The sequence below is a fragment of the Stutzerimonas stutzeri genome, assembly GCF_019090095.1.
Taxonomy (GTDB): Bacteria; Pseudomonadota; Gammaproteobacteria; order Pseudomonadales; family Pseudomonadaceae; genus Stutzerimonas; species Stutzerimonas stutzeri_AN.
Genome location: NZ_JAGQFP010000003.1, coordinates 56947 through 83638, shown reverse-complemented (window position 1 = coordinate 83638; position 26692 = coordinate 56947). Strand labels below are relative to the sequence as shown.

28 protein-coding genes and 1 pseudogene are annotated in these 26692 nt (G+C 64.1%); 3 read left to right on the top strand and 26 right to left on the bottom strand.

The window, feature by feature from the left end:
* Positions 1-20: 20 nt before the first annotated feature.
* The 22 genes from KVO92_RS20225 to KVO92_RS20120 all read right to left on the bottom strand — a co-directional run bounded on the left by KVO92_RS20225 (position 21) and on the right by KVO92_RS20120 (position 20710).
* Positions 21-1247 (bottom strand): beta-ketoacyl-ACP synthase, encoded by a 1227-nt coding sequence (locus tag KVO92_RS20225; protein WP_217477388.1) that lies wholly within the window; start codon positions 1245-1247, stop codon positions 21-23.
* Positions 1247-1975, bottom strand: coding sequence for a 3-oxoacyl-ACP reductase FabG (fabG, locus tag KVO92_RS20220; protein WP_217477387.1), 729 nt, complete (start codon positions 1973-1975; stop codon positions 1247-1249). The genes KVO92_RS20225 and fabG overlap by 1 nt, the downstream gene beginning before the upstream one ends.
* On the bottom strand, positions 1972-2424 hold the full coding sequence (locus KVO92_RS20215; protein WP_217477386.1) for a hotdog family protein: 453 nt from the start codon (positions 2422-2424) through the stop codon (positions 1972-1974). Before KVO92_RS20215 ends, fabG begins: the two co-directional genes overlap by 4 nt.
* A complete protein-coding gene (locus KVO92_RS20210) occupies positions 2421-3608 on the bottom strand; it encodes a beta-ketoacyl-[acyl-carrier-protein] synthase family protein (RefSeq protein WP_217477385.1) in 1188 nt (395 codons plus the stop codon). The genes KVO92_RS20215 and KVO92_RS20210 overlap by 4 nt, the downstream gene beginning before the upstream one ends.
* Positions 3605-4126 (bottom strand): hypothetical protein, encoded by a 522-nt coding sequence (locus KVO92_RS20205; protein ID WP_217477384.1) that lies wholly within the window; start codon positions 4124-4126, stop codon positions 3605-3607. Before KVO92_RS20205 ends, KVO92_RS20210 begins: the two co-directional genes overlap by 4 nt.
* 10 nt (positions 4127-4136) lie before the next feature.
* On the bottom strand, positions 4137-5378 hold the full coding sequence (locus tag KVO92_RS20200; RefSeq protein WP_217477383.1) for an NAD(P)/FAD-dependent oxidoreductase: 1242 nt from the start codon (positions 5376-5378) through the stop codon (positions 4137-4139).
* Positions 5375-5539, bottom strand: coding sequence for a hypothetical protein (locus KVO92_RS20195; protein WP_217477382.1), 165 nt, complete (start codon positions 5537-5539; stop codon positions 5375-5377). The genes KVO92_RS20200 and KVO92_RS20195 overlap by 4 nt, the downstream gene beginning before the upstream one ends.
* Positions 5533-7872, bottom strand: coding sequence for an MMPL family transporter (locus KVO92_RS20190; RefSeq protein WP_217477381.1), 2340 nt, complete (start codon positions 7870-7872; stop codon positions 5533-5535). The genes KVO92_RS20195 and KVO92_RS20190 overlap by 7 nt, the downstream gene beginning before the upstream one ends.
* Positions 7856-8476, bottom strand: coding sequence for an outer membrane lipoprotein carrier protein LolA (locus KVO92_RS20185; protein WP_423836247.1), 621 nt, complete (start codon positions 8474-8476; stop codon positions 7856-7858). Before KVO92_RS20185 ends, KVO92_RS20190 begins: the two co-directional genes overlap by 17 nt.
* Complete coding sequence (locus tag KVO92_RS20180) at positions 8473-8898, bottom strand: acyl-CoA thioesterase (protein ID WP_217477380.1); 426 nt, start codon at positions 8896-8898, stop codon at positions 8473-8475. The genes KVO92_RS20185 and KVO92_RS20180 overlap by 4 nt, the downstream gene beginning before the upstream one ends.
* Complete coding sequence (locus tag KVO92_RS20175; RefSeq protein WP_217477379.1) at positions 8891-10570, bottom strand: HAL/PAL/TAL family ammonia-lyase; 1680 nt, start codon at positions 10568-10570, stop codon at positions 8891-8893. Before KVO92_RS20175 ends, KVO92_RS20180 begins: the two co-directional genes overlap by 8 nt.
* The gene (locus KVO92_RS20170) at positions 10557-11498 is read right to left on the bottom strand and encodes a glycosyl transferase (RefSeq protein WP_217477378.1); all 942 of its coding nucleotides are present in this window, start codon (positions 11496-11498) and stop codon (positions 10557-10559) included. Before KVO92_RS20170 ends, KVO92_RS20175 begins: the two co-directional genes overlap by 14 nt.
* Positions 11495-12241 carry a glycosyltransferase family 2 protein gene (locus tag KVO92_RS20165; protein ID WP_217477613.1) on the bottom strand — a complete coding sequence of 249 codons (747 nt, stop codon included), beginning with the start codon at positions 12239-12241 and terminating at the stop codon, positions 11495-11497. The genes KVO92_RS20170 and KVO92_RS20165 overlap by 4 nt, the downstream gene beginning before the upstream one ends.
* 77 nt (positions 12242-12318) lie before the next feature.
* Entirely contained in the window at positions 12319-13998 is a 1680-nt protein-coding gene (locus tag KVO92_RS20160) for an AMP-binding protein (RefSeq protein WP_217477377.1), read from the bottom strand.
* Positions 13995-14573, bottom strand: coding sequence for a hypothetical protein (locus tag KVO92_RS20155; protein WP_217477376.1), 579 nt, complete (start codon positions 14571-14573; stop codon positions 13995-13997). Before KVO92_RS20155 ends, KVO92_RS20160 begins: the two co-directional genes overlap by 4 nt.
* A gap of 85 nt (positions 14574-14658) precedes the next feature.
* On the bottom strand, positions 14659-14916 hold the full coding sequence (locus KVO92_RS20150) for an acyl carrier protein (protein ID WP_217477375.1): 258 nt from the start codon (positions 14914-14916) through the stop codon (positions 14659-14661).
* A 12-nt stretch (positions 14917-14928) separates the two neighbouring features.
* Positions 14929-15192 (bottom strand): phosphopantetheine-binding protein, encoded by a 264-nt coding sequence (locus tag KVO92_RS20145; RefSeq protein WP_217477374.1) that lies wholly within the window; start codon positions 15190-15192, stop codon positions 14929-14931.
* On the bottom strand, positions 15173-15979 hold the full coding sequence (locus KVO92_RS20140) for a lysophospholipid acyltransferase family protein (protein ID WP_217477373.1): 807 nt from the start codon (positions 15977-15979) through the stop codon (positions 15173-15175). Before KVO92_RS20140 ends, KVO92_RS20145 begins: the two co-directional genes overlap by 20 nt.
* The gene (locus KVO92_RS20135; RefSeq protein WP_217477372.1) at positions 15955-16674 is read right to left on the bottom strand and encodes a beta-ketoacyl synthase chain length factor; all 720 of its coding nucleotides are present in this window, start codon (positions 16672-16674) and stop codon (positions 15955-15957) included. Before KVO92_RS20135 ends, KVO92_RS20140 begins: the two co-directional genes overlap by 25 nt.
* A gap of 346 nt (positions 16675-17020) precedes the next feature.
* Positions 17021-17455 (bottom strand): thioredoxin TrxC, encoded by a 435-nt coding sequence (trxC, locus tag KVO92_RS20130; protein WP_217477371.1) that lies wholly within the window; start codon positions 17453-17455, stop codon positions 17021-17023.
* Between the two features lie 61 nt (positions 17456-17516).
* Entirely contained in the window at positions 17517-18794 is a 1278-nt protein-coding gene (locus KVO92_RS20125) for a bifunctional O-acetylhomoserine aminocarboxypropyltransferase/cysteine synthase (RefSeq protein ID WP_217477370.1), read from the bottom strand.
* A 95-nt stretch (positions 18795-18889) separates the two neighbouring features.
* The gene (locus KVO92_RS20120; protein ID WP_336512658.1) at positions 18890-20710 is read right to left on the bottom strand and encodes an SLC13 family permease; all 1821 of its coding nucleotides are present in this window, start codon (positions 20708-20710) and stop codon (positions 18890-18892) included.
* Positions 20711-21332: 622 nt separating this feature from the next.
* On the opposite strand from KVO92_RS20120, the gene KVO92_RS20115 reads away from it, so the two are divergent.
* The 3 genes from KVO92_RS20115 to KVO92_RS20105 are packed head-to-tail and all read left to right on the top strand — an operon-like array spanning position 21333 to position 22872.
* Positions 21333-21875, top strand: coding sequence for a PAAR domain-containing protein (locus KVO92_RS20115; protein WP_217477368.1), 543 nt, complete (start codon positions 21333-21335; stop codon positions 21873-21875).
* Positions 21872-22588 (top strand): peptidoglycan recognition protein family protein, encoded by a 717-nt coding sequence (locus tag KVO92_RS20110; protein WP_217477367.1) that lies wholly within the window; start codon positions 21872-21874, stop codon positions 22586-22588. The genes KVO92_RS20115 and KVO92_RS20110 overlap by 4 nt, the downstream gene beginning before the upstream one ends.
* Positions 22585-22872, top strand: coding sequence for a hypothetical protein (locus KVO92_RS20105; protein WP_217477366.1), 288 nt, complete (start codon positions 22585-22587; stop codon positions 22870-22872). Before KVO92_RS20110 ends, KVO92_RS20105 begins: the two co-directional genes overlap by 4 nt.
* A 92-nt stretch (positions 22873-22964) precedes the next feature.
* Here the strand turns inward: KVO92_RS20105 and KVO92_RS20100 are convergent.
* From KVO92_RS20100 to KVO92_RS20085, 4 genes and pseudogenes are all read right to left on the bottom strand, one after another.
* Positions 22965-23303 (bottom strand): annotated as a pseudogene (locus tag KVO92_RS20100) (nuclease-related domain-containing protein); the annotation flags it as partial.
* A gap of 102 nt (positions 23304-23405) precedes the next feature.
* Complete coding sequence (locus tag KVO92_RS20095) at positions 23406-24545, bottom strand: Fic family protein (RefSeq protein ID WP_217477365.1); 1140 nt, start codon at positions 24543-24545, stop codon at positions 23406-23408.
* A 136-nt stretch (positions 24546-24681) separates the two neighbouring features.
* On the bottom strand, positions 24682-25146 hold the full coding sequence (locus KVO92_RS20090; RefSeq protein WP_217477612.1) for a CHAP domain-containing protein: 465 nt from the start codon (positions 25144-25146) through the stop codon (positions 24682-24684).
* Between the two features lie 250 nt (positions 25147-25396).
* Positions 25397-25792 (bottom strand): putative Ig domain-containing protein, encoded by a 396-nt coding sequence (locus KVO92_RS20085; protein WP_217477364.1) that lies wholly within the window; start codon positions 25790-25792, stop codon positions 25397-25399.
* Positions 25793-26692 lie beyond the last annotated feature (900 nt).

Here is a 26692-nt window from a genome sequence, read left to right as displayed (position 1 = left end):
TTGCGGTGTTTTGGGGGGATTCAGGCCCAGCGGCGGAAAATCAGCGAGGTGTTGATGCCGCCGAAGGCGAAATTGTTGTTCATCACGAATTCATGCTGCATCGAACGTGGCGCACCGACGAGATAGTCCAGTTCGCCGCAACGGGGGTCGATGGCTTCGAGGTTCAAGGTGTGGATATAGCGGTCACGGTTCATCATCTCGATGCTGAACCAAGATTCCAGCGCGCCACAGGCGCCCAGCGTGTGTCCGAAAAAGCTCTTCTGCGAGCTGATTGGCATGCGTGAGCCGAACAGGGCCTGGGTCGCCAGGGTCTCGGCGATATCACCCTGCTCGGTGGCGGTGCCATGGCCGTTGACGTAGCCGATGGCGTCGGGCTGCAGGTTGGCATCATCCAGGGCCAGCTCCATGGCGCGGCGCATGGTCAGCTGTTCCGGTTTGGTGGCGTGCTGGCCGTCGGCGTTGCTGCCGAAGCCGACCAGCTCGGCGTGGATCGTGGCGCCACGGGCGAGCGCGTGTTCGAGCTCTTCGAGCACCAGCATGCCGGCGCCCTCACCGATTACCAGCCCGTCACGGCCCGCGTCATAGGGCCGTGGCGTGGTATGCGGGGCATCGTTCTTCAGGCTGGTGGCATAGAGCGCGTCGAACACCATGGCTTCGGTTGCACACAGCTCTTCGGCGCCGCCGGCAAGCATCATCGGCAGCCGCCCGAACTTGATCGCCTCGTAGGCGTAGCCGATGCCCTGGCTGCCACTGGTGCAGGCGCTGGAGGTAGGGATCACCCGGCCGGTAAGGCCGAAGAAGATGCTGATATTGGCCGCCGTGGTGTGCGGCATCATGCGGATATAGGAGTTGGCGTTCAGTCCGTCGGCCACGGAGTTCAGTAGCATATTGCCGAAGGCCTTGATCTCCTCGGTGCTGCCGGTGGATGAGCCGCAGGCGACACCCATGCGGCCGTCGCGAATCGAGGTGTCATCGAGCAGGCCCGCATGTGCAAGCGCCTGCTCGGCGGCCCTCACCGACAGCCGCGACACCCGGCCCATGCTGCGCAGTTGCTTGCGCGTCCAATGGCCGGGAACGGCGAAGTCATCCACTGGCCCGGCCAGGCGCGTGTTGAGCTCGGTGAAGCGGTCCCACTCGTGCATGTAGCGGATGCCGCTGCGGTTGCCGCTGAAGTTGGCTTCGATGGTAGTCCAGTCGCTGCCCAGCGAGGTGATGCCGGCCATGCCGGTGACGACGACGCGTTTCATCAGCACAACCCACCGTTGACCGCCAGGACCTGGCGGGTGATGTAGCTGGCCTCTTCCGACATGAGGAAATTGACCGCGCCGGCGACTTCTTCGGGTGTGCCCATGCGTTGAGCGGGAATCATCTTGAGCATGTCCTCGATGGGCAGATCGTCGTCGAGCATGTCGGTGTCGATCAGCCCGGGTGCGACGCAATTGACGGTGATACGCCGTTTGCCGAGTTCGACGGCCAGCGCCTTTGCCGCGCCGATCACGCCGGCCTTGGAGGCACTGTAGTTGACCTGGCCGCGGTTGCCGATCAGGCCCGATACCGAGGTGATACAGACGATCCGCCCCGGCTGGCGACGGCGAATCATCGGCATGGTCAGCGGCTGCAGCACATTGTAGAAGCCGTCCAGGTTGGTGCGCAGGACCTGATCCCAGTCCTCATCAGTCAACGCCGGAAAGGCGCCGTCGCGGGTAAGGCCGGCATTGCACACCACGCCGTAATAGGCTCCGTGCGCCTCGATATCGGCTTCCAGCTGAGCGCGGCATTGGGCGCGATCAGCAACGTCGAACTGCAGGATGCGCGCCTGGCGGCCCAAGTCCTGGATCTCTGCCTGGACGGCTTCTGCCTCGTCCCGCCGGGCTCGGCAGTGCAGGATGATGTCGTAGCCGCTGCGGGCCAGGCGCAAGGCGATGGCGCGGCCGATGCCACGGCTGGAGCCGGTGACGAGAATGCTGTTGCTCATGGGCTGGGCTCTTGTAGATAGCGCGCCACTTCAGGCGGGCGGAACACGTTGAGACGCGCCTCGGCATGGATGCCGAGCCCGTCGAGGTGGCATTCGAACACGCCCATGCCGTTGTCGTCCTGCAGCGAGCGCAGTGCGCGAATGCGTAGCGCGGTGCCGGCGGGGAACCGTTCGACATCGCATTGAAAATGACGGGTACCGAGCAGAAAGCCCAGCTCCACCGGCAGCCCGGCCTGGCGCGCCTGGCAGCCGGCGAAGGCGGCGACCGTCTGCGCCATGATCTCGACACCGACCCAGGCGGGCAGGCTGCCGTCGGGCAGGTTGAACAATCCACCGGCCTTGACCGTCAGGTGCGCATCGATGCTGTCCGCGTCGAAGGCCTCGACCGCATCGAGCAGGATCATGTCACCGGCATGGGGTACCAGTTCGGCTACTGGCCAATCGATCATGGCGCGTCTCCCAGGATCAAGCTGATGTTGTTGCCGCCGAAGGCGAAGGAGTTGCTCATCATGCGTCGTGGTCCGGCGGCGGTCATCGTCGTGTCGGCTGCGACCAGCGCCAGGTGCGGCAGGTCGGGGTCCTGCTGGCCGTCCCAGCGATGCGGTGGCAGTCGTTGGGCAGGGTTGTGCTCGGACAGCGCCAGCCAGCAGAACGCCGCTTCCAGTGCACCGGCGGCGCCCAAGGTATGCCCGGTCAGCGGCTTGCTCGACGAGCAGGCTACGCCGGCCGGGAACACCGCGGCGACCGCCAGGCTCTCCATGGCGTCGTTGTGCACGGTGGCGGTGCCATGAAGGTTCAGGTAGCTGATCTGCTGCGCCTGGATGGCCGCCCCGGCGAGCGCCTTGCGCATCGCCTCGATGGCGCCCAGGCCTTGAGGGTCGGGCGCGGAGATATGGTGCGCGTCGGAGCTGGCGCCACCGCCGAGCAGGGCGATCGGCGCTTCGTCGCGGGTCATCAGGAACAGCGCGGCGGCCTCGCCGATGTTGATGCCGTCGCGGTTGACCGAAAACGGATTGCAGATGCGCTCGCTGGTTGCCTCCAGGGCGCTGAAGCCCTGCAGGGTCAGATCGCAGAGGCTGTCCACGCCGCCGCAGATGACCGCATCACAGATGCCGGCGTCCAGTAGACGCTTGGCACTGAGCAGGGCGCGCGCGCTCGACGTGCAGGCGGTGGAAATCGAATAGCTTGGGCCGCTGAGCTGCAGCTGCTCGCTGAGAAAGCTGGCCGGTGCGCACAGCTCCTGATGACCGTAGTGATAGCTGGCCGGCAGCGTGCCCTGGCGCACCAGCTCGGTGATGCCCTGAGTGGCTTCCTGGATGCCGGTGGTGCTGGTGCCCATGACCACGCCGATACGGGATGGGCCAAAGCGGGCGATTGCCGCATGCAACTCGGCTTCGATTTGCTCGACCGCGGCGAGGAGCAGCTGGTTATTGCGTGTAGCATGCCGAAGGGGCGAGCCGCTAAGCGTGGGCAGCTCGCCGGTGACCGCGCCGACCGGCAGCCGACGTCCGGCGACTGCCTGCGCATAGGGCTGCATGCCCGAATCGTCGCCGTCCAGCAGGCGTCCGGCGACCTCCGCCTTGCTGCGGCCCAGCGCACAGATCAGCCCCAGGGCATTGAGGTAGGCGGTCATGGCAGGTGGGCTCCGGCTGGCGCGAGGGGGGCGACACCATAGGTCAGCGTCGGCCCGACGTCGAGTTCGAAACGACCATCGCCCTGATACCGCACGTGCCAGGCGTGCGCGCCGGCGATCAGCGAACGGCCGCCTGGCTGCTGGCTCCAGCGCGCATCGGCGTAGAGTTCGTCCAGCTGATCGGCAGCGCTCAGTGCGAACAGCAACGCGGCGAACAGCTCGCGCGCCTCGGGATTGGGCGGGAGCAGGCCATCGGCCTGCCAGTGGCCGTCGCGCAGCAGCTGACGCGCCAGCGGGACGCCCAACGGATCGAGCAGCGACCAGCGCAAGGCGGCGCCTTCCTGCTGGATGACCAGCAGCCAGTCGCGTACCTGCTCCGCAGCCCGGCGCTGGATATGCAACTGCATCGGCAGCGCCAGCCGTGGTGTCTGCGTCGGCAACGGCGGATGCTGGGCGCAGGCGCCCAGCATCAGCAGCAGCGCTAGCCAGACCAGGCGCGGGGCGTGACGGACGATCATGCCGGGCGACTCATGCCGGTACCGAGGGCGCGCACAGCTCGGCGAGTACCCGCAAGCGGCGTTTGGGTTCGGCGACATAGGGGTTCGCGGCGTCCCAGGCGTAGCCGGCGAGAATCGAACAGATCATTCGACGAATCTCCGGCTGCGCGTGCTCGTAATAGATCACGTTCTGGAAACTGCCGTCGTACCAGCCCTCGACGTAGGTTCGGAAGGTGTCCACGCCCCGCTTGAGTGGCGCGGCGAACTCGGTTTCCCAGTCAACCGTCTCGCCTTCCAGCTGGCGATGCAGCACGGCGGCCGCCATGCTCGCCGAGCGCATGGCAATGGTGACGCCGGAGGAGAACACCGGGTCGAGAAACTCCGCGGCGTTGCCCAGCAGGGCGAAGCCCGGGCCGTGTAGCGTCGTGACGTTCGCCGAATAGCCACCGATCAGCCGTGCCGGGGTATCCCACTCGGCGTGCTGGAGGATGCGCTTGAGGTTGGGCGCCTCCTGCACGAAGTCCTTGAGGCACGCGTCCAGATCCTCAGGACGCCCTTCGTAGCGTTCCGCGCTGGCGACCACGCCAAGTGAGCAGCGGCCATTGCTGAAGGGGATGGTCCAGTACCAGACGTCGCGCAGTTCGGGATGGGTGGTGATGAGGATTTTTTCGCGATCGAAGCGCGGATCGTCGATGTTGTCCTGGATGTGGGTGAACACGGCACGGCGCAGCGGAAAGTTCGACGGCGCCTCGAGCTCGAGCAGGCGCGGCAGTACGCGACCGTAGCCGCTGGCGTCGAGGACGAAATCCGCCTCGATGGCATACTCGCTGCCGTCTGGCCGGCGTACCTGCAGGCGCGGCCGAGGGCCATCGAAGTCCGCCGCGGTGATTTCCTCTTCGTAGCGGATCTCCACGCCCTGCGACGCGGCCTGGTCGGCCAGCAACTGGTCGAAGTCGGCGCGCTGGACCTGATAGGTGCTGCCGTGGCCTTCGGTGAATTTGTCGCGGAAGTCGAACTCGGTGTAGCGCTCACCCCAGCCGAACGCCGCGCCATGCTTGGTCTGGAAACCGGCGGCCTGCACCGCCTCGAGCATGCCGGCTTCTTCGATGAAATCCAGGCAATGCGACAGCAGGCTTTCGCCGATGGAGAAGCGCGGGAACCGCTGGCGCTCGATGACCAGGACGTCATGGCCCTGGCGTTTGAGCAGGGCGGCCGCGATGGCGCCGGAAGGCCCCGCGCCAATGATGACGACGCTACGGTGTTCTGAATTCACTGAAAACCTTCCTTGTTCGACTCGATGGGAATGAGGGATGCCAGGCGTGGCTGGCCCAGCCGGAAATCTATTACGACGTCGCAACGGCCGCCAGGGCGGCGGCGCACCTTCGCCGTCACACCTGCCAGCAGCCCCCGGGGCGGCCTTGGTTCGATCAGCATCTGGCCTCCGCCCCCGGCTCGGCCGCCCAGGGTGCCAGCGCGAAGGCGAATACCAGGCCGAGCCCCACTGCCAGACCGAAGTTGCTCACCGCTGGCGTGCTCGACAGTGCCAGCAGGCCGAACGACAACCAGGTGGTCACGGCCGCCAGCAGGGTGCCGACCAGGCTCACCGCGGCGCCGCCGATGCGCTCACGCATGAGGATGGCGTAATCGACGCCGATCGCGGTGACCAGCAACAGGCCGAACAGGCCGAACAGGGTCAGGGGTTGGCCCAGCCAGCCCAGGCAGGCCAGGCTGCCCAGCGCTGCCAGCAGGGGAACCGCCAGGCAGCGCATTGCGCCACGCCAGCCGAACGGCAGGCACAGCAAGGCGAAGATGAGCACGGCGGCGCCGAGCTTGAGCAGTGCGGCCTGGCGCTGGGTCTCGGCAAACAGGCGGTTCAACTCCGCCGGTCGGTCGATCAGGCGGACGTCGGCGATGCCCTCGGCCAGAGCATGCAGCGCCGAACTGTCGCGAAGCCCTTGCAGGCTGACCAGGCCGGCGACGGTTCCGTCGTGCTGAACACCCAGCCACAACGGCCGCCAGGCTTCGGCAACGGGACCGGCCAGCACGGCCTCGAGGCCGGTTACCGGTTGTGCCTGTAGCGCGGCGAGTTCCTGGTTCAGGCTGTCGGCGGCGACGCCGAGCTGCAGCAGGGGCTGGCTTGCTTCCAATAAACGCGGCAGGGCGAGATGCAGGTTCTGCTGGGCGGTCGTCGGGGCGACCAACTGGCTCAGCGCGAGATAGCCGTGCAGCTTCTGCTCCACCACCAGCTCATCGAGGCGCGCAGCCAGTTGGTCCTGGCGCTCGAGCAACTCATCGGGCGACGCTGCGCGAACCAGGAAATACTGGCTGGTCGGCTCGAACCCGGTGATCTCGCCGATGCGCTCGGCCTGCTGCTGCAGCGCCGGCGCGCGGCTGACCCACTGGCGCAGGTCATCCTTGAAGGACAGCTGGCTGATGCCGGCGATGCAGAACAACAGGAACCCGGCCAGCAACCCGAGCGATGGGACCCGGCGCAGCAAGGCGCTGCGCAAGCTCAACCCACGCTGCGCCCAGCCCAACGGGGCGGCCCAGGGTTGCAACGGTGCACTCAGCAGCGAGGGTAGCAGGCAGGTGGCGCAGGCGAAGGCACCGAGCAGGCCCGCCGCCGAAAACACCGCCACCTGGCTCAGCGCCGGAAACGGCGTGAACCCCATGGCCAAATAGCCGACGACATTGGTTGTCAACGCCAGCGCCAGGCCCGGCAGCGTCAAGCGCAGCGCCCGATGGGCGTGCCATGGCTGCAGCGTCCAGCTCTTGGACAGGTAGTGCAGCGGGAAATCGATACTGACCCCGACCAGGCTGGCGCCGAGTACCAGCGTCAGCACATGGATCTGACCGAACAAGGCGATACAGGCGGCCGCGCCGCTCAGGGCCCCGACCATCACCGGTAACGCCACCAGCAGGACGCGCGGCGTACGGAACAGCATATGCAGCAACGCCAGCGTGGCGACGAGCGATACGCTGCCGATCAGGCTGGCTTCCTCACGCGCCTGGCGCTGGCCGTAAGCGGCATGCAGCACGCCGCCCGCGGCGAGCAGTTCGCCCTGTTCCGCCTCGACCTGATGGCGCGCGGCGCGAATCAGGTCGTCGACCTGCAGAGGACTCTGATCATCGAAGGCATCGCCGTGGATCTGCGCGTGGATGACCGCCCAACGCTGGCCATCGTGTTCGGCCACCAGCAGGCCATCGAGGCGCGGATGGATATGGCCCGGTTGCGGCAGGTGGCGCTGCGCCAGATCGGCCAAACCGAACCAGTCCTGCTCGACCGGCACCAGGCTGGTGCTTTCGAACGGGCTGTAGAGCCGTTGCAGCCGCTGTCGAATGAAATCCTCGGGGGAGGCGATCAGGGCTTCTCGACTCGTCCGGTCGAGCAGTGCCAGGCGCTGGGCGAGCAACTGCTGGCGTACCGCGGGCAGGTCGGCTTGCACTGAGCGGCGAATCTGGGCGAACAGGCCGCTGCCGTGCAGGGTGGCAGCGACCTCCTCGGCCAGGGCAAAGGCCTTCGCTTCATCCTGGTGATGAATCAGCAGCATCAGGTCGCGGTTCAGCGGTTGCTGTACCCGTTGTTCGGCCAGTTGCTCCAGCTCGCCCGACGCGCCGTGGGGCAGCAACTTCAGCAGGTTGGCGCTGACCGGAGGGCCGTCACGCCATTGCCAGGCGGTCAGCGCGACCAGCCCGAGCAGGGCGATAAAGAACAGCCAGGAAAGCCAGGCCGGAAGCCGGAGCGCTTTGTCAGTCGGCGAAATCATGGCGTTCGGTAGGGCTCAATTCTTCGTCGATCTGGCTGTCGGTCAGCAACAGCAAGGTACTGTCGCCCTGGGTCTCGAGCAGTTCGATGCGCTCGGCGGTCAGGCCACCCTGGATGATGATGCGGGTGAATATCTGCCCGAGCAGCTTGGAGCGCGGCGTCAGCGTCAGCGTCCAGCGCTCTGCGGTCCCGCTGAGCGCCAGTTCGAAGTCGTGTTGCAGGGCCTCGGTGTCGCCGCGTAGTACGGCGAGGAACAGGGCATTCTGGCGAGCGGCGGCGCCCTGCTGTAGGGCCGGGTGCCAACCGCTGGCGTCGCGCCGGGCGACGCCCGACGGGCTGATGCGGTAGTCCTGCTGCAGCGGTTCGCGCAGCAACCAGAGAAGCCCCAGGTCGCGCGCCAGGACGAAGGTGCCGGTGCTGACGAGCGGTTGAGGCAATGCCCGCAGGTGTTTCTCCTGGGTGAAGTTGCCGCGGATGACCGCAGGCTCACGCAACTGCCGATCGAGTTGCGTCAGGTCGAAGGCGTTGGCGTACGTGGTTAGCGTCAGCAACAGACTCAACGCAAGCAGCGCCTGCGCCGCGAGGCGCTTGGACAGTCGGGTCACGATAGGGCTCGCTCCACGGCGTCGACGAAGACGGTGGGCGAGGCCAGCAGCATTTCGCGACTGGCGATCGCCACCGCCACCTGTACGCTGCTGCCGCGGGTCATGCGCTCGCCGGTCTCGGCATCGCTGATCAGGTAATGGATCTTCAGACGGTTTTCCCATTCCACCAGATCGGCACGCACGACGATGCGCTGGTTGAAGCGAGCGCCGCGTATGTAGCGAACCTGCACGTCGATGATCGGCCAGGCGTAACCGGCCTCGCGCATCTGCGTGTAGTTGTGTCCGATCTTGTCCAGCAGGGCGCAGCGCGCAACCTCGAAGTACTTGATGTAGTGGCCGTGCCAGACCACGTCCATGGAGTCGACGTCGAAGAAGGGCACCAGCACTTCGACCTCCACCTGCAGTACGCCGCCTTTACGCATAAAGCCCCCAGTGCTGCGCGCGGATGCGCTGCAGGCACAGGCGCAGCTCGGCTTCCAGCGCGCGGTCCTCGATCAGCGGTGGGAAATCCTCACCCAGCGCGACGTGCATGGCTTGCAACGGCGCGGGCAGGGAGCGTGCGGACTGGCTACGCTGGCGCAGCCAGACACCCTGGTTGGCGGCGATCAGCGTGGCGGCGGCGACCTGCTCGGTCAGTTCCAGGGTGCGCAGCGCATCGCGCGCGGCGATGGTGCCCATGCTCACCTTGTCCTGGTTGTGGCACTCGGTGGAGCGCGAGAAGACGCTGGCCGGCATGCTGTTCTTCAGCGCCTCGGCGGCCCAGGCGCTGGTGCCGATCTGCACCGCCTTGAAGCCATGATTGATCATCGCCGTGGCTTGCGGGGCGCCTGAGAGGTTGCTCGGCAAGCCGTGGTTGTAACGGCTGTCGACCAGCAGGGCGAGCTGGCGGTCAAGCAGGTCGGCTACGTTCGCCACCAGGTTCTTCAGGCTGTCCATGGCGAAGGCGATATGGCCGCCGTAGAAATGCCCGCCGTGCAGCACGCGCTCGTTGTCGGCGTCGATGATCGGGTTGTCGTTGGCGCTGTTCAGTTCGGTTTCGATGAACTGCCGCAGCAGGCCCAGGCTGTCGGCCAGCACGCCCAATACATGGGGGGCGCAGCGGATAGAATAGCGATCCTGCAGGCGATGCAGGCCAAGACCGCTGGAAGCTGCTGCGCTAGGCGCGGCTGCGTTGAGAGCCGGCTCGGCCTGCTCATTTACTGCTTGTAAACTCCGCGGCCTCGCCGTCTCTCGCCTTGCCGCGCCGTCGCTCGCGACGCTTCCAGCAGCCTTGGGTGCGGTCGGTGCCTCGATGGCCAGGTCCTGACGAATCCAGGCGGCCACCTGCGTCTGCCCCGGGTGCGGCTTGGCCGCGAACAGGCGTTCGTCGAAATGCTCGGGATTGCCCTCCAGCGCGATAACATTGAGCGCGGTGATGCGGGTGGCCAGTTTCAACAGATAGTCGGCGCGGGCATAGGCGAGGCAGGCCAGGCCGGTCATCACCGCCGTACCGTTCATCAGCGCGAGGGCTTCCTTGGGTCGCAGGGTCAGCGGCGTCCAGCCCAGTCGGCGATGCACCTCGGCGGCGCTGCGGCGTTCGCCGCCGAACAGCACCTCGCGCTCGCCGGCCAACGCCGCGGCGACGTACGACAGCGGCGTTAGATCACCGCTGGCGCCGACCGAGCCTTCTTCCGGAATCAGCGGCAGGACGTCGTGTTCGAGGAAGGCCTGCAGGCGATCGAGCAGCTCGATGCGCACCCCGGACATTCCGTGGGTCAGCGAACGCAGGCGCGCGGCCAGCACCGCGCGGGTGGCTTCGGCATCGAGCAGTTTGCCGAGGCCGCAGCCATGAAAGGTGAACAGGTGCTGCGGCAGCGCTTCGACCTGATGCAGCGGCACGGCGACGACGCAGGAGTCACCGTAGCCGGTGGTCACGCCGTAGATCACGCCTTCGCGATCGAGCAGGGTGTCGAGGAATTGCGCGCCGCGCGCGATGCGTTCACGGAAGGCCGCATCGGCCTGCAGCCGCGCCGGCGCACGGCGCTGGGCCACGGCGAGCAGGTCTTCGATGCGCAGGTGGTTTTCACCAAAGATCACGGGCTCAGCGTCGTTCATGGGTATTCCAGAAAGGGTAGAAATTGAACCATTGCAAGGGGGCCTCCAGGCAGCGTGCCGCCAGGCGATCGGCATAACGCTGCACCCACTGCTGCACCACCGCGTCACGCTCGCCGCGGCGCCAATGGATGCGCTCGGCGAAAGGCTCCAGATGGACATGGAATTGCTCGCCCTGCTTCAGGCAGAACAGCAGATTGGCCGGGCATTGCAGCAGCCCGGCCAGCAACCAGGGACCCTGCGGGAAATGAGCCGGTTGTCCCAGAAAATCGGCAGTCGCAATGCGCGCACCGTGCAGCGGCACGCGATCACCCGCGATCGCCAGCCATTCACCGGCATCCAGCCGCCGTGAAAGCTCCATCATGATCGCCGGGTCCAGCTCGCTGACCTGTATCAGCCGCAGGTGGCTGGCGCCGGACTGGTCGAGCAAGCGGTTGAAGCGTTCGGCATGGCGTGTATGCACCAGCACGTTCATCTTCACCTTGCGGCCCATTTCGGCCAGTGCCCGGCAGATCTCCAGATTGCCCAGATGCGAGCCGACCAACAGCTGGCCGCGCGGTGCGTCGAGTTCGGCATGCAGGTTCATCGGGTCGTGCAGCACCAGCCGGTCGAGACCGAGCCGGCCGCCCCAGACGTCGAGCTTGTCCAGCAAGGCGTCGGCGAACGTGACGAACTGGCCGAAGACGCTGCGCCAACTGGGTGTCAGATCGCGACGGCCGCTCCAGTCGGCGAGGTGGCGCTGATAGCCCCAGGCGCTCTGCCGCGCACTGCGGCTGAACAGGTAGAAATACAGCACGATCAGGTACAGCACCGGTGCCATGGCGCGCCGGCCCAGCAGTCGCACGGCCACGGCGGTGAGCTTCATCAAGGCGAAGCTGCCGCGTTCGCGATGCGCCGCCCAGTGCGAGCCGGGCGCGGCTCTGTCGTTCATCTGCGCCACCGTCGCCAGAGCAGGGCCGGCGCGCGCCGCAGCATGCCGCCGAACAGCCGGGCGTGCATCGATGAGATCAGCAGGTTGTCGCGCCACAGGCGGAAGTGCGACACGCCATCGGTCGGGTAGTGTACGCGTGTCGGTAGCCAGACCATGGGTTGCTCGCGCCAGTACAGGCGAACCAGGATCTCCGTGTCGAAATCCATGCGCTGGCCCAGCGTCGTCGAATCGAGCAGCGCCAGCGTCGGCTGCAGGGGATAGACGCGAAAGCCGCACATGGAGTCGCGAATCGACAGCGACAGGGTGTTGATCCAGACCCAGACATGGGTCAGGTAGCGGGCATAGAGACGGCCCTTGGGCACGCTGGCGTCATATTCGGGGTAACCGCAGATCAATGCATCCGGTGCCTGGCTGGCGCGGTCTAGAAACAGCGCCACGCGGTCGAGATCGTGCTGACCGTCGGCATCGACCTGCAGGGCATGGCTGAAGCCCAGGCGCCGCGCCTCGCGCAGGCCCGAGGCGACTGCCGCGCCCTTGCCCTGATTCTTCGCGTGCCGGAACAGACTCACCGAAGGGTGCCGGGCCAGCTCGTCGATGACGGCGGCCGCTGCGGCGGTGGACCCATCGTCGACCAACACGCAGTGCAGGTCATCGGCAAGCAGCGCGCTGACCACTGTCGGCAGGCTGCGCTCATGGTTGTAGACCGGGATGACCGCGCAGGGCTTGAACCAGTCGTCGTCGATGTCCAGCGACAACTGCCGATGGGCGTCTGTGGGCTCGGGCGAGGCATTGGCCGTCGGCGCGATTGGAGTGAGCAGGGTCACGAATGGTCTCCCAGCAGAATGCGGCCGGACGAGCAGGGCGCGTCGCCGTGGCGGTAGGCGAAGTGCAGCTTGCTGCGCTCGCGGTCGAAGCGCAGGGTCAGGTGCAGCTGATCCCCCGGGCGGGCAAGTTGTTGGAACTTGAGCACTTCCATGCCGCGAAAGCACGGCGGCAGATCGGTGAACAGCTCGCGGGCCAGGGCGATCGCCCAATCGATCTGCACGACCCCTGGCAGCACCGGGGTGTGCGGGAAATGACCGCTGAAATGCGCGAGGTCCAGCGGCACGCCCAGATCCAGTTGCCACTGCCCGTCCTGCTCGGCGGTGCGGATACGCTCGGGCTGGACGGGACGCGGCGCCTGCAACAGCTGCTCGAGGTCTGCCTGCGGCAGCTTGCCCTGGCTATTGTGCGGCAGCTGTCGCACCAGGCGCCAACGCCGCGGCAAGGCCAATGCCTCGCAGTGATTCGCCAAATGGTTACGCAGTGCTTCGGTCAAGGCTCGTCGGCCACCGTTGCGCAGGGCATGCAGCCCGGCGTCGTTGAGGGCGACCAGCGCCGCCAGGTAGGCGCGGTTGTCGACGATCACGCCGAGGCGTGCCTCGCTGACAAAAGGATGCGTGGCCAGGGCCGTCTCGAGCATCGGCAGGGAGATGCGCTTCTCTTCCAGCTTGACGATACGGTCCAGCCGACCGAGCAGCTCGAAGCGCCCATCGGCTTCGATGCGCGCCGCGTCGGCCGTCTGCTCGACATGTTCCGGCGGCAGGCAAGGTGAGGCGATGCGCAGCGCACCATGGTCGTCCTGGCTGACTTGCACATCGGGGAAGGGCTGCCACAGGCTGCCGCCCTGACGCCAGGCGATGCCGCCGGTTTCCGAGCTGCCGTAGATTTCCGTCGGTGCTTGCCCCAGGCGCTGCTGCAAGCGCTGCGCGGCCTGCGCATCGAGCGGTCCGCCGGATGAGAACACCCGGCGCACGCTGCGCAGGGCCGGCCAGTCGAGGTTGTCGCCCATCCGCTTGAGCAACGCCGGGCTGGCTACCCAACAAAAGCTCGGGTGCTCGCGGCTGGCCAGCTGAATATCCTCGGCAAACGGCTGCGCGCGCCGCAGAAACGGGCGGCCGGCGCACAGCGGCCAGAGCACCCGGAATAGCAATCCGTAGATGTGCTGCGCGGCGACGCTGGCGATCACGCAGGCATCGCCGAGCTCGGCGCCCCAGCAGGCCTCCAGCGTTTCCACCTCGTTGGCCAGCTGACGCAGGCGCTTGTCGATCAGTTTCGGTTCGCCGCTGGAGCCGGATGTGCAGAGCAGCAGCCGGCACTGATCGAGATCCAGCTTCGCCCCTTCGAGCGGCTCGGCCATGAGCTCGGCGATCCGTGCATCGCCGTCCTGATCCGTCAGCCAGAGATCGGCCTGATGGGCCAGCCGCGCGCGGTTCGCCGGCTGCAGATCGGCTGGCAGTAACACCGTCACGCCGGCTCGCCAGGCGCCGAGCAGGGCAATCGCCAGCTCGCCCGCATCGTCCAGGTGAATCGCCAGGCGGGCGACACCGCGATTGCGCAGCCCAGCCGCCAGGCGCAGCGCTTGCTGGCGCAGTGTGGCGTGATCCAGCTCGGGGTCCAGCGTGACCGGGCGCGACTTGGGCGTCTGCTCGAGCAGGTGTTCCAGGGAAATCCAGTTCATTTAGCCTTCCTGATGCGCTGGCGTACCAGCCACTCACCGGCGAACAGCAGACCCATCAGCAGATAGGCGATCAGGCCGGTGTACAGCGTCCACCAGCTGAGCGGCGCCCAGAGCGCGAGCGCGCTGGCGATGCTGGCGTTGACGACGAAATAGCCCACCCAGACCCAGGTCACCTGGCGGGTATAACGTACCGCTGCCGCTGGCAGCTCGGGTTCGCTGAGCCGTGCGAGGCGCTCGATGATCGGCATGCCGGTCCAGAGGCTGCCCGCGAACAGGCCAAGCAGGGCCAGGCTGATCAGCACCGGGTACCAGCGCAGCAGCGCAGGCTCGCCGGCAAACCCCAGTACCAGGCAGAACAGCAGGGCGACGGCCGACAGGGTCCGGCTGAGCGGGGTCTGCCGGCCACTGAGGCTGCGGGCCAGCCAGAGCCCGCCGAGGAGCAGGGCGAATAGCCGCGGAGACAGGTGCTCCAGGCCCAGGTACACGGCGAACGGGTAGGCGAGACCGGCCAGCAGCAGGCCGAGACCAATCAGCCGGCCGGCGTTCGCCTTGCCTGTACGTGCGGGTGCGTGCATCGCGTATGTCCGTTGCGCGTGGGGTCAGGAGCGCAGTCGCGCGCGGCCGTAGAAGCGCGCAGCCTGCTGTCCGTGACCGTGCGGTTCAAGCCGTCTCAGGGTTTACCAGGCGGTACACCGCCTCGACGACGTCGCCCACGGTGCGCACCGACTTGAACTCCTCGGCCGCGATCTTCTTGCCGGTCTGACGCTTGATATGGTCGATCAGGTCGACGGCATCGATGCTGTCGATTTCCAGGTCCTGATACAGGTTGGCCTCGAGGCTGATGCGCTCGGGGTCGAGTTCGAAGAGTTCGACCAGCGCATCGCGCAGGGTCTGGAAGATCTCGTTGCGACTGTTCACGTAGGCTCCTCCTCAGGCGATGGCGCGATTGGCGCTGATATAAGCCGCCAGGCTGTCGACGCTGGCGAAATGCTTGCGGGTGTCTTTGGCGTCGGCGTCGATCTTCAGACCGAAGCGCTTCTGGATCGCCAGGCCCAGCTCCAGTGCGTCGACCGAGTCTAGCCCGAGCCCTTCGCCGAACAGTGGCTGGTCGGCGGCGATGTCGTCCGGGCCGAGGTCTTCCAGACCCAGGGCGTCGATGATCAGTTGCTTGATTTCAAGCTGCAGTTGGCTCATCGAGTGCGAGCTCCTTTATGAAATGTCGGTGCAGATGGTCGTTGAGTCGCCGGGAGGCGATAGGCGCCGCGCCTGAGGCGGCGAATGCCTGCGGGTCGATGTCCTCACCGACGCGCAGGTGGAAATGAAAGCGTCTCGCCGGAATGCGGTACCAGGGCTCGGCCTTGGTCAGGGTGGTCGGTGTCACGGTGATCACCACGGGCGTCACCAGGCGTGCACCTCGCAGGGCGATGGAGGCCGCGCCGCGATGAAACTGCGGCGCCTGGCCGGGCGTGGTGCGCGTGCCTTCGGGGAAGATGATCAGTGTCTGGCCTTGCTGCAGGGCCTGCGCGGCTTCATCGAGCATCTCGGCGCTGCCGTTGTTGCTGATGTACTGCGAGGCGCGGATCGGCCCGCGGGTGAAGGGGTTGTCCCAGAGGCTCTGCTTGACCACGCAATTGGCATCGCGGATCAGTGCGATCAGCACCACCACATCGATCAACGAGGGGTGATTGGCGATGATCAGCTGTCCGGGCCGGCCCAGGCGCTGCGCGCCTTCCACTTCGTAGGTCAGCACACCGCTGCGGTACATGAACTGGACGAACAGCCAGAACAGCCGGCTCACGGTCTGGCGCGCCCGACGGCGGCGCGTGAGGGCATCTCCGGGCAGCAGCCCGAGCAGAGGGAAGACGATCAGCCGCAGGCAAAGCCCGCCGAGGCCGAACAGGGCGAACGACAACCCAGTGGCGATCAGACGCCACAGCCAGGGCGCGTTGGGACGGCTCAATGCGTCTGCTGCCAGTTCCATTGGCGCTCCTCCCATCGGTGTTGAAGACTGGACTGGCCATTGAGCAACGCGCCGATCAGTTCGATCGCGTGCGGTTGGCGGGCCTGCGGCAATCGCCCCGCTGCGGGTTCGAGGCTCAGTTGCCAGCGGCGGCCGGGCTTGAGCAGCAGTGCCACGGCATAGGGAAAGCTGACGTCGTCGATCCAGGGGGCATACAGGTCCGGCGTCTGGTCTTCGGCGACAACCACCAGGACCGCCGGTGCGCCCTCGCCGAGCAGCAGGGCGGCTTCCAGCACGGCATGCTCGAGACCGTCGCCCTGCGCGGCCAATGCCGTCATCTCGCTGGCATCCTGTTGCTGGATCGACCAGAGCCCGATGATTGCGTTGTGTACCGACAGGCTGAACTGCGTCGGGGACAGCGGTTCGCGGTTGGCCAGGTCGTTGAGGATCGCGAAGGTGCGCGCGGTTTCGCCATGGCGCGAGGCGTAGACCAGGGGCATCGGTGGCTGCCCTGCTGCCAGCGGCGTGGCGACGGCAAATACCATGCGCGCCAGACGGCTCATCCGCCGCCGCTGCATGGCGGGCAGAAAGCTGACGTCGGGCTGGGCATCGCCGTCTTGCGGGGCGCACGGATTCCGCGCCCAGGCCGCCCAGTCACCGGCACTTGTCAAGCCCGGGGCCCAGGCCTGCCATTGATCGATATCGAATTGAATCACGCGAGAACTCACCGGCTCGTGTGCGAGCCTTGTTGTTGGCGTGTCGACGTCCCTGTACTGCGACTATCGGTAAATTGTCCGCCGTGAAAGTGGCGGCATTATCCAATCGCGGTTCGGCTGAGGCAAACGTTGCTTGAAATATCCTGATAAGAGGTCGGTGTATTCGTCGGAACCGAGCCTGGTGTCGAGCGGTCTGTTAGGGGTTTCGCCGAGTTCGCGAAGGTGGCGTCGGCTCGAGAGTGGCGTCGGCTGGCTCTGTAGGGCAGGCGCGGTGCTGTCCTCGAGCTCGCCGACGCCGGGCTCGCCTGCAAAAGGCGAAGCGCGTCTGGTCACTGCCGTGACAGGGCTACACGCCCTGCTGCGCGAGCCAGGCCAGCAGCTGCGGCAGCGGCAATGCGCCGCTCTGGCGCGCGACTTCTTGCCCGCTCCTGAACAAAATCAGGCTCGGAATCGAGCGAATGCCCAGCTGAGTCGACAACTGGGGATTGGCCTCGCTGTCCAGCTTGGCCAGCCGGCAACGGCCCTGCAGCTGGGTCGCCGCCTGTGCGAAGGTGGGCGCGAAGCTGCGGCACGGACCGCACCAGCTCGCCCAGACGTCCACCAGCAAGGGCACGTCGCCCTTGATCTGGTTGGCGAAGCTGGCCTGGTTCACATCGAAGGGTTTATCGGTCAGCACGCTGGATTTGCAGCGTCCGCAGCGTGGCCGCTCGGCCAGACGGTCGGCAGGAATACGGTTAAGCCCGGCGCAGTGTGCGCAGGGGATGATCAGGGATTCGGTCATGACGAGGCTCCACGGCGATATGCCGATAATGTGGAGCCTCGCCAGCGGATATCAAGCGTGGTCAGCCCTTGGACGCGCTCAGGGCCTGGGCCAGATCCGCGAGGATGTCGTCGATGTGCTCGATGCCAATGGACAGCCGGATCAGGTCCTTGGAAACGCCCGCCCGCGCGAGCTCCTCGGCATTCAACTGGCGGTGCGTGGTGCTGGCCGGGTGGCACGCCAGTGACTTGGCATCACCGATGTTGACCAGCCGTACCACCAGCTTGAGTGCATCGATGAAGCGCGCGCCGGCCTCCATGCCGCCTTCGATCCCAAAGCAGAGGATCGACGCTGGCATGCCCTTCATGTAGCGACAGGCCAGCTCGTGCTCGGGGTGATCCGGCAGGCCGGCGTATTTGACCCAGGCCACTTGCGGATGGGCTTGCAGGTACTCGGCGACCTTCAGCGCATTCTCGCAATGCCGCTCCATGCGCAGCGCCAGGGTTTCCAGCCCCTGCAGGATCAGGAACGAATTGAACGGCGAGATCGCCGCGCCCATGTTGCGCAGCGGCACCACGCGGCAACGACCGATGAACGCGGCGGGGCCGAACGCTTCGGTGTAGGTGACGCCGTGATAGGACACATCGGGCGTGTTGAGCAGCGCGAAGCGCGCCTTGTGCTGCGCCCAGGGGAATTTGCCGGAATCGACCACGATGCCGCCGATGCTGGTGCCGTGGCCGCCCATGTACTTGGTCAGCGAATGCACGACGATGTCCGCACCATGCTCGATGGGCCGGCAGAGCATGGGCGTGGCGACCGTGTTGTCGACGATCAGCGGCACGCCGTGGCGATGCGCGGCTTCCGCCAGGGCGGCGAGGTCGATGACATTGCCGGCCGGGTTGCCGATGGATTCGCAGAACACGGCCTTGGTGCGCTCATCAATCAGCGACTCCAGTGCCGCGATGTCGTCGTGAGGCGCGAAGCGCACCTCGATGCCTTGGCGCGGCAAGGTGTGGGCGAAGAGGTTGTAGGTGCCGCCGTAGAGCTTGGCCACCGAGACGATGTTGTCGCCGACTTCGGCGATGGTCTGGATGGCGTAGGTAATCGCCGCCATCCCCGAGGCAACGGCCAGTGCGGCCACTCCGCCTTCCAGTGCCGCGACGCGCTGCTCGAGCACGTCGGTGGTGGGGTTCATGATGCGCGTATAGATGTTGCCCGGCACCTTCAGATCGAACAGGTCGGCACCGTGCTGGGTGTCGTCGAACGCATAGGACGTGGTCTGGTAGATCGGTACCGCCACCGCCCGGGTGGTTGGGTCCGGGCTATAGCCTGCGTGGATGGCGAGGGTTTCCAGTTTCATGGCGCGCTCCTTGTTCTTGTTCGGCGGGTGCGAGGGGCCCAGAGCATGAAACCAGACCGATTAGCCGGTCAATGATCCAGCGCAAGCCAGGCCATCTATACCGGCGTCAACGGCCAGAACAGCGGAATCACCAGCGTCGCCACGAGCCACAGCAACAGATTCAACGGAATCCCCACCTTGAGGAAGTCGACGAAGCGATAGCCGCCGGCGTTATAAACGAAGGTGTTGGTCTGATAGCCGATGGGCGTGGCGAAACTGGCGCTGGCGGCAAACATTACGGCGACGACGAAGGCGCGCGGATCGATACCCAGCTGCTGGGCGAGGCCGATGGCAATCGGCGTGACCAGCACGGCGACCGCGTTGTTGGAGAGGATTTCGGTCAGTACCGAAGTGAACAGGTAGATGAACCCCAGCATGAACAGCGGCCCGGCCCAGGGCGTCAGGCCGACGACGCTGGAGACGATCAGCCCGACCAGGCCGACCTTGTTCATCGCCACGCTGATCGCCAGCATGCCGAAAATCAGGCTGAGAATCTTCCAGTCCACGGCCTTGTAGGCATCCTCGACATCCAGACAGCGGGTGGCCAGCACCGCAGCGGCGCCAATGATCGCCAGACCCTCGATGGGCATCACGCCGAACGCCGCCAGCAGCATCACGGCCAGCGTCGTCAGCATGGCGATCGGAGCCTTGTCCCGGCGATAGGCGCGCTCCTGCACGGCGTTGAGGCTGATCAGCTCACCGTTGTCGGCGAAGCGCTTGATCTGCGCAGGCGAGCCTTCGAGCAGCATCACGTCACCGAACTGCAGTTGGAAGTCATCCAGATTGCCCTGGATATTCTCGTCATGGCGGTGCACGGCAAGCACGTTGATCCCGTAGCGCGCACGTAGATCGAGGTCACGCATCGGCCGGTGGCTGTAGCGCGAGTTGCGCCCAACGATGGCTTCAGCGAGCACCTCATCTTCGCTGCTGATCGTCTCGAAGGCCTCGCCGCGGTTAAACGTCAGATGCGCGCTGCTGCGCAGTTCGACCACGTCCTTCACCTGGCCATGAATCACCAGGACATCGCCGGCAAGCAGGCTGAAGTCTTGCTCCGGTCGGCTGTACAGCTGCGCGCCGCGATTCACCTGTAGCACCTGCAGGCCGCTACCGCCGTTGAGGTTGGCCTCGGCGATGCTCTTGCCGATCACCGGCGAGCCCGAGGGGACCCGCAGCTCGCTCATGAAAGTGCGCTCGAGCCGCGGGCCGAGCAGCTTGGACAGCGTATCGCGCTCAGGCAGCAACCGCTTGCCGATGGTCAGCATGTAGAGCATGCCGGCGGCCGCGAGCACGAGTGCCGCTCCGGTGATCTCGAACATGCCGAACGGCGCCAAACCGGCCTGGCGCGCGACGCCGTCGACCAGAATGTTCGTCGAGGTGCCGATCATCGTCAGCGTGCCGCCGAGAATGGTGGCGTAGGAGAGCGGAATCAGCAGTTTCGACGGCGTGGTGCCGGCGCGCTTGGCCAGCGAAATCGCCACCGGCGTCAGGATGGCCACGACCGGCGTGTTGTTGAGAAAGGCCGAAATGACCAGCGCGGTGAGCGTCAGCCCGGCGAGCACGCGGGTCGGGCTGTTGCCGACAAGTCCGCCCAGCCAGTTGCCCAGCGCATCGATGCAGCCGGTGCGCTCCAGCGCGGCGGAAATCACGAACATGCAGGCAATGGTCACCGGGGCTGAGTTCGACAGCACCCCAAGCACTTCAGCCGGCGTTAGCAACTGAACGGCAATCAGCGCCGCCACCGCAATCGCCACGACAACGTCCGGGCTCCAGGTCTCCCGCACGAAAGACACCAACACCCACAGCAACAAGACACAGACGAACACGAGCGACAGCGATTCTGGAAGCATGGACGTCCTTAAGCGTGGCGAAGCGGCCACCCCACACGGCGACCTCGCGCGAACGATAAGGGGGTCAAGCTTAGAGAGTCTAGGAACGTTTGTTCAGCTTTATATGCGATTGGGTTATTTGAAAGAGGTTGGTTTCATTCAGCATGCCGATGCGGAGAAACAAAAAAGCCGCGCAATGCGCAGCTTTCAAGGTGGTGGGCCCACGCTGACTCGAACCGTGGACCAAAGGTTTATGAGTTGCCTCGGGACGCAGCAAGCCCAGTAAAACCGTGAGCAGATCAGCGTAAGTAAAATAAGCTGAAGGCTGCGTCGTTACTGGGCTTGAGCGAAATTTTGCAAAAGTGACAGAAGCTAGGCACTGTACCGCCAGTGTACTGTTTTTTGTACCGGGAAACGGTCAGGTTTTGCGTTGGCGATAACTGAACGAGTGCTGTGGGTCGTGTCGCAAATCAGGCATGGCCCTACAGCCCCGATCAGTCGCAGCCCGGCAGAGTACAGAGCCGTTGATGAAAATTTTTCGGCTAACGAGCTAGTAGGCGCCGAGCTGCGTCGGACTTTCCCTATACAGGTCACGCTCCACTGATCTGCCGGTCGATAGCTCAGATCAGTTTTGGTAGGGTTCAGTTTCTGACCACAAACGAAAGGAACTCGTATGGCCAAGCCTGCTGCTCGTCTTTCTGATCCCACCAGCTGCCCGGTCCCTGGGCACGGCACTAACCCAATTACAGTTGGCTCCCCAAATGTCTTGTTTGATGGGCTTCCTGCTGCTCGCGAGACAGACTCAAGTGCCTGTGGCAGTCCGCTCGTCGCTGGGCTGTCATCGACGGTCATTATAAATGGCCTGCACGCGGCGACCGTTAGTAGTAGTTGCGCACACGGCAATACCGTCATAGCTGGTTCTGGTACCGTACTCATCGGCGACAGCCACTCTGCTGCCCCCTTCCAGGCTCCTTTCCCTCTCCAGTTCTCCAAAACTTTCGCCCAGGTTTTCGCAATCACTGATAGCGAAACCAGCCAGCCGCTTGCCTATCGCGATTTCGTTGCGACGGTTGATGGCAAGGAAGTGTTTGGCGTGACTGATGCTGATGGCCTTGCCCATGTTAAAGCGCCATCCGAGAGCTCCGTTATCTCGATCCATGTCCTCTTTCGGTCCCCCGCGCGGGCGTTGGGCGAATTCAAGGAGGAAGCCCTGTGACTGGTACCTTCAACACCATCGCGAACGCCCAAGAGGTCAAGCCGGGGCAGCCGTTGGCACCGATTACTATCACCGTTAACGACCGCGCCGCGACCCGTGAAGCGATCATCCGTAAAGTGCAAGAGCTTGGACATCGATACGTTTCACGCTCAGCCTGGGGGGCGGTCAAAGGTAACAACGGGATGGACAGCGATTGGGACTACACGATGGTTGCCCTCCACCATGCTGGTCGAAGTTATGAATGCGGGGGTGGCGCAGAGCAGATGCTTGAAACCCAAGAGGAACACATGGGACAGGGCTATGACGACATCGGCTATCACTTCGGCATCGACTGTTCCGGCGTCATCTATGAGGGGCGGGACATTCGGCTCAAGGGTTCAAGCGTTCGGAACTACAACACTGGTGTGATTGGGATTGTCTTGCTCGATAACCTGACAACAGCTCAAGAAGGCGGTGATCTCGTCGCTTTCGGCCGAAAGACTCTGGAGTCTTGGGGGTACAACACCACCAACACCATTCCTGCCGCACAAATTGACGGTGTGGTTAATCTGATCACGGCTCTTAAGAGCGTTTTCGTGATTAAGCACTTTGGTGGCCACCGTGAGTATCCGGGGCAGTCGAGCGATGGCAAGATTTGCCCTGGTAACATTGGTATGGAACTGGTGCGCGCCATTCGATCTGAAACCGGCCTGCTGTTTCCCCCGAGCTCATGAAAAAATTGATCGCTTTGACCATTCTTTGCGTACTTGCCGTGCTCTATGTCGGCTATTACGAGTCTCTTGATGATGCAGAAGTGAGCAAGGTGTTTTTCATCAAGAAGTCCCCCACTCTGCAGGTCAAATTCAGGCACCTATTCGCCAATGACGCTGACGATAAACCCTTGGAGAAGTTGACATCTGAGCAGCGTAAGCAGGTAATTGATTACTGCAAATATCGTCTCGGAATTGAAACCGCGCTGAGCAACCAAGAGGAATTGGAGATGTGTAAGCAGCGGTAACCAGCACGAGCAGGCTCTAAGGGTACTATTCACTTGTTTTTAGCATTGAGTCAAAAAGTGTCATCGGCTTGGACGGCGATCAAGATCACTCAAAATGGGAAGGTGCGTTTGTAGAGCTTCTGCGTCCACTGCGCTTGCTTCTCGCTGCCGAAGATCCAGCCGCTCATGTTCTTCGTTTCCAGCACGAAGATGCCGTAGGGCGAGAGGAATATGTGGTCGATCTGCGTGGTGCCGTCTGGCGTGTCGAGCGTGACGTTGTGCAGGCGGCGGTAGGTATGCTTGTCCAGCTGCCAGTGAGCAAACAGCCGCACCAGCAGTTCGCCAATATGACCCTTGGCCCAAGGCGACTTGAGCAGGCCGATCAGAAGTGCGGCTGGGATAAACCACGCCAGCATGCCCCAGACCTGAGCGATGGTGGGGGAGAAGTCCATTTCCTATCCTAGTAATCCAGAATTAACCGGATAGTACCGAAACTTGGCGTAATGGCACTATACCATTACGGCGCGCCCGGTTCGCTGCTTTATCGTTGCGGATCAGCCGTGAGCGTTTGCCGAGTGCTGTATCTGGTAGCGCGTGCTGCGCCCGCCGCCGGGCAGCCGGGAAAGGCAGCCCTTCTCGACTAGATCGCTCAGATGGCGCGTGGCGGTGGCTTTCGACACTTTGGCCACGGCTTGGTATTGAGCGGCACTGATTCCGTTCTCGAACCCCCGTTCGCCGCCATCGAGCAGGCGGTTAAGCACTTTGATCTGCTCGGCAGACAAGGCTTGGTTGCGGTGAGCCTGCCAGAAGCGTGCCTTGACCAACACACGGTCGATACGAGCAAGGGCCTGCTCCAGGCTCTTGAGCAGCGTTGCGAGGAACCATTGCAGCCAGGCGGTGATATCCAGCGTGCCCTTCTGGCTGGCTTCCAGGATGCGGTAATAGCCGGCGCGGTCGTCGAGGATGCTCGCTGACATGGCGTAAAAGCGGATGGCCTGCTGCTCGCCCTGAGCCAGTGCCAGGTCGGTGATGGCGCGCGTAAGGCGACCGTTGCCGTCATCGAAGGGGTGCAGGGTAACGAACCAGAAGTGCGCAATGCCGGCCCGTAGAAACGGGTCGAGGCCGGCATCGCTACGGCTACTCTCGAACCAGGCGAGGAAGTCGTTCAATAGCGCTTCCAGCCCTGTACGGGGTGGCGCCTCGAAATGCACGGTAGGGCGGTCGAGCCGGCCCGAAACGACCTGCATGGGCTCTTCGCCGCGCAGCATGCCGATGCGTAGCGGGCGGGCCAGCAGGTGGTCGTCGCTGGGGAACAACCAGCCATGCCAGGTGAACAGCCTCTGCAGGTCGAGTGACCGCTGATAGCTGTGAGTGGCATCTAGCAACAGTTCCGCCAGGCCTTCGGATCGAGAGGTGGTGCGACCTTCTTCGTTCAACCCCAGGCGCCGTGCCAGTGATGAACGCACCGAGCCCACATTCAGCTGCTCGCCCTCGATTGCCGACGAGGTGACAATGTTCTGCAGCATGGCATCCAGGCTGCTCTGCGCTTCGGTGTCACTACCCACAGCGCCGAGCATCCCGAGTAGTCGGCCCTGAGCCTGGGCGCACGCGCGCAGCAGCGGGGCTAGCGGTTCGGCTTGCCAGCTGAATTGCGGCCAGTTGGGTTGCTGCCAAATCCAGAGCGGGTCATTCATGAGGGCTGCTCGTCTCGTCTGTGAGCCGATTAGCGAGCTTATTCGGCTCAAATGATGAGCCGATAATGCCGGCTATTCGACTCACTGTCTAATCCACAAGCCCGGAACTCACGCCTGCGAACTCGGCACGGCGTGGCTAGTGCATCAGCCCGACAGGTTGATCGAGCGTTGGGATTTGCTCATTCGCTGCAGGCAGCCGGAGCCAACCCCGCACCCGGTCATTCTCGATATACCAGCGGCCTTCACGCCGGGAGAAGGGGATTGATTCCCTGGCGCTACCGAAGGGACCTGGGTTCTGCTGGGCTATTTGCAGCGTGTCGCTGCCGACGCTGGCAATGATCGCAACGTGCCCATAGCGGTTGAGCAGCGAGGGGGCGAACACCAGCAGGTCTTCCGCTTGCGGCGGCGCGGTACTGCCGTTGGTGAATTGCAACAGGCCGCGCCTGGCATTCAGGGCGCCGTCACCGACCTGTGGATCGAAGAAGTCTTTGGCATGCCCGTAGCTGTCCGGCATGCGGTGGCCGTGGTGCTCGAAGTAGTAGCGTTTGACGAACTCAACGCACTGATAGCGAAGGCCAAGGTTGTAGCCGTCCTGCGTCAGGTTACGCCTTGCACCGTGTTGACCCCTCCGTTGTAGTAAATGGCTACGCCGTTTAGCTCATCGAGTTGCTCGCTTACGGTATGCCGAGGGTTGGGATCTATTCGGGTGACGGCAGAATGAAGTCCCAGGGCAACCAGTGGCAGAACGGCCAGGCCAATGAGAGAGGTGCGTCGAAGGCTATTCATGGGCTTTACTATTTCTTCGCTTTATTTTGTAAACGTGCGCCACGTTCTGGCTGGCGCATGGGCGGTTATTCCGCCACTTTGAGCGTATAGACGCGGCGTGCCCTGAGGCCGGCGCACTGGGTGCCATAGGTGCCGGCGGATATATGCACTTCATAGGCGCCAGCCTTGATCGGAGTGCCGTTGATGTGCCCAGTCGGTTCGCGGTTTTGGTGATGGATACTCAGTCCATCGGGTAAGGGGTGGGCATCACTTACATAGATGCCGTGGACAGGTGAAGAAGTATTGGTCACGCTGAGCTGTACGCTGTACGGAACTCCGACTTTGGCGGCTGGCAAGGCCTCCGGCAGCAGGGTCGGTTCGGGCCGCATTGCGCAGCTACCGACCACTCCACCGAACATGACTGCTTCACATCCCGCCAGCTGCAGCATTAAGCCGATGACGCAGAGTGCTTTCCGTAGCATATAAGGCGCTTTCCTTGTTATGGGATTTTGCTGAATACGGCCCCGCCGTATATGTCATTGACGAGCTTACTAAGCGTATAGCTGCGCGTGACTTGGTGCGAAACGTAGCCCCAAGAAAACATCCGAGAATTGACGATTTTTTCCTCGGGCGCGGTGGTCTGATTGATTTCACCGTTTTGGGTCTGCGGCGCTCCTTCCCAAACTATCCAGTGATTCTTCCCGACCCCTGCGCCGCCTTCCACCATCGAGGCGCAAACTAGAGAAGTGACATGGTGCTGAGGGCTCAGGTAGCTGAGCAACTCTAGGAACTTCTCCTGGTTGATGTGCCCCCTGAACTGGATGTTATCGAAGACAACGGTGGCGCCAGCCTTGGTAAACCATGACTCTACTTTGCTGGGGAGAGTAATTCCTGATACCTGGTCGCTAGGGGAGTCGTAATCGAGCAGGACGTTCTCGCTGTCTCGAAGACTGGCCAGCGAGATCCAGTCAATCGCGGATATCCGGTCTCCTGCCGCCGTGTCGCTGAAGTTCTTCGGATTCCGGCAGCCGTAGCTGGGTTTGATGTGTAGCTGCCCGATCGTGGTTTCCCCTGTTTCCCATAGATTGATGATCGATTGGGCATAAAGATCGGGACGATCCTTCAGCAGCGCGTAGAAGAAGGCGGCAGGCCCGCACAGGCTAGTCTCTTGCTGGTTCGGCTGAGGGGTGATTCTTTCCTGAGTCGACACATACTGCCCTTGCGATCTTGCCAGGCGTACTCGTAGCTGCTCTATGACCTTACTCTTCTCGAACGGGTCACTGGCTGTACCCATTGGATGTTCGGAGTCGTTGAAGACTCGATCGGTAGAAATTGAGCACTCGAAGTCGTCCAGGATCTTTTCGGCAGCTGCCGCTCGACCA

Excerpts from the sequence above, each read along its gene's own strand:
- KVO92_RS20225 (WP_217477388.1), bottom strand. The coding sequence starts at position 1,247 with ATGAAACGCGTCGTCGTCACCGGCATGGCCGGCATCACCTCGCTGGGC.
- fabG (WP_217477387.1), bottom strand. The coding sequence starts at position 1,975 with ATGAGCAACAGCATTCTCGTCACCGGCTCCAGCCGTGGCATCGGCCGC.
- KVO92_RS20215 (WP_217477386.1), bottom strand. The coding sequence starts at position 2,424 with ATGATCGATTGGCCAGTAGCCGAACTGGTACCCCATGCCGGTGACATG.
- KVO92_RS20210 (WP_217477385.1), bottom strand. The coding sequence starts at position 3,608 with ATGACCGCCTACCTCAATGCCCTGGGGCTGATCTGTGCGCTGGGCCGC.
- KVO92_RS20205 (WP_217477384.1), bottom strand. The coding sequence starts at position 4,126 with ATGATCGTCCGTCACGCCCCGCGCCTGGTCTGGCTAGCGCTGCTGCTG.
- KVO92_RS20195 (WP_217477382.1), bottom strand. The coding sequence starts at position 5,539 with ATGCTGATCGAACCAAGGCCGCCCCGGGGGCTGCTGGCAGGTGTGACG.
- KVO92_RS20190 (WP_217477381.1), bottom strand. The coding sequence starts at position 7,872 with ATGATTTCGCCGACTGACAAAGCGCTCCGGCTTCCGGCCTGGCTTTCC.
- KVO92_RS20180 (WP_217477380.1), bottom strand. The coding sequence starts at position 8,898 with ATGCGTAAAGGCGGCGTACTGCAGGTGGAGGTCGAAGTGCTGGTGCCC.
- KVO92_RS20175 (WP_217477379.1), bottom strand. The coding sequence starts at position 10,570 with ATGAACGACGCTGAGCCCGTGATCTTTGGTGAAAACCACCTGCGCATC.
- KVO92_RS20170 (WP_217477378.1), bottom strand. The coding sequence starts at position 11,498 with ATGAACGACAGAGCCGCGCCCGGCTCGCACTGGGCGGCGCATCGCGAA.
- KVO92_RS20160 (WP_217477377.1), bottom strand. The coding sequence starts at position 13,998 with ATGAACTGGATTTCCCTGGAACACCTGCTCGAGCAGACGCCCAAGTCG.
- KVO92_RS20155 (WP_217477376.1), bottom strand. The coding sequence starts at position 14,573 with ATGCACGCACCCGCACGTACAGGCAAGGCGAACGCCGGCCGGCTGATT.
- KVO92_RS20145 (WP_217477374.1), bottom strand. The coding sequence starts at position 15,192 with ATGAGCCAACTGCAGCTTGAAATCAAGCAACTGATCATCGACGCCCTG.
- KVO92_RS20140 (WP_217477373.1), bottom strand. The coding sequence starts at position 15,979 with ATGGAACTGGCAGCAGACGCATTGAGCCGTCCCAACGCGCCCTGGCTG.
- trxC (WP_217477371.1), bottom strand. The coding sequence starts at position 17,455 with ATGACCGAATCCCTGATCATCCCCTGCGCACACTGCGCCGGGCTTAAC.
- KVO92_RS20125 (WP_217477370.1), bottom strand. The coding sequence starts at position 18,794 with ATGAAACTGGAAACCCTCGCCATCCACGCAGGCTATAGCCCGGACCCA.
- KVO92_RS20115 (WP_217477368.1), top strand. The coding sequence starts at position 21,333 with ATGGCCAAGCCTGCTGCTCGTCTTTCTGATCCCACCAGCTGCCCGGTC.
- KVO92_RS20105 (WP_217477366.1), top strand. The coding sequence starts at position 22,585 with ATGAAAAAATTGATCGCTTTGACCATTCTTTGCGTACTTGCCGTGCTC.
- KVO92_RS20095 (WP_217477365.1), bottom strand. The coding sequence starts at position 24,545 with ATGAATGACCCGCTCTGGATTTGGCAGCAACCCAACTGGCCGCAATTC.
- KVO92_RS20085 (WP_217477364.1), bottom strand. The coding sequence starts at position 25,792 with ATGCTACGGAAAGCACTCTGCGTCATCGGCTTAATGCTGCAGCTGGCG.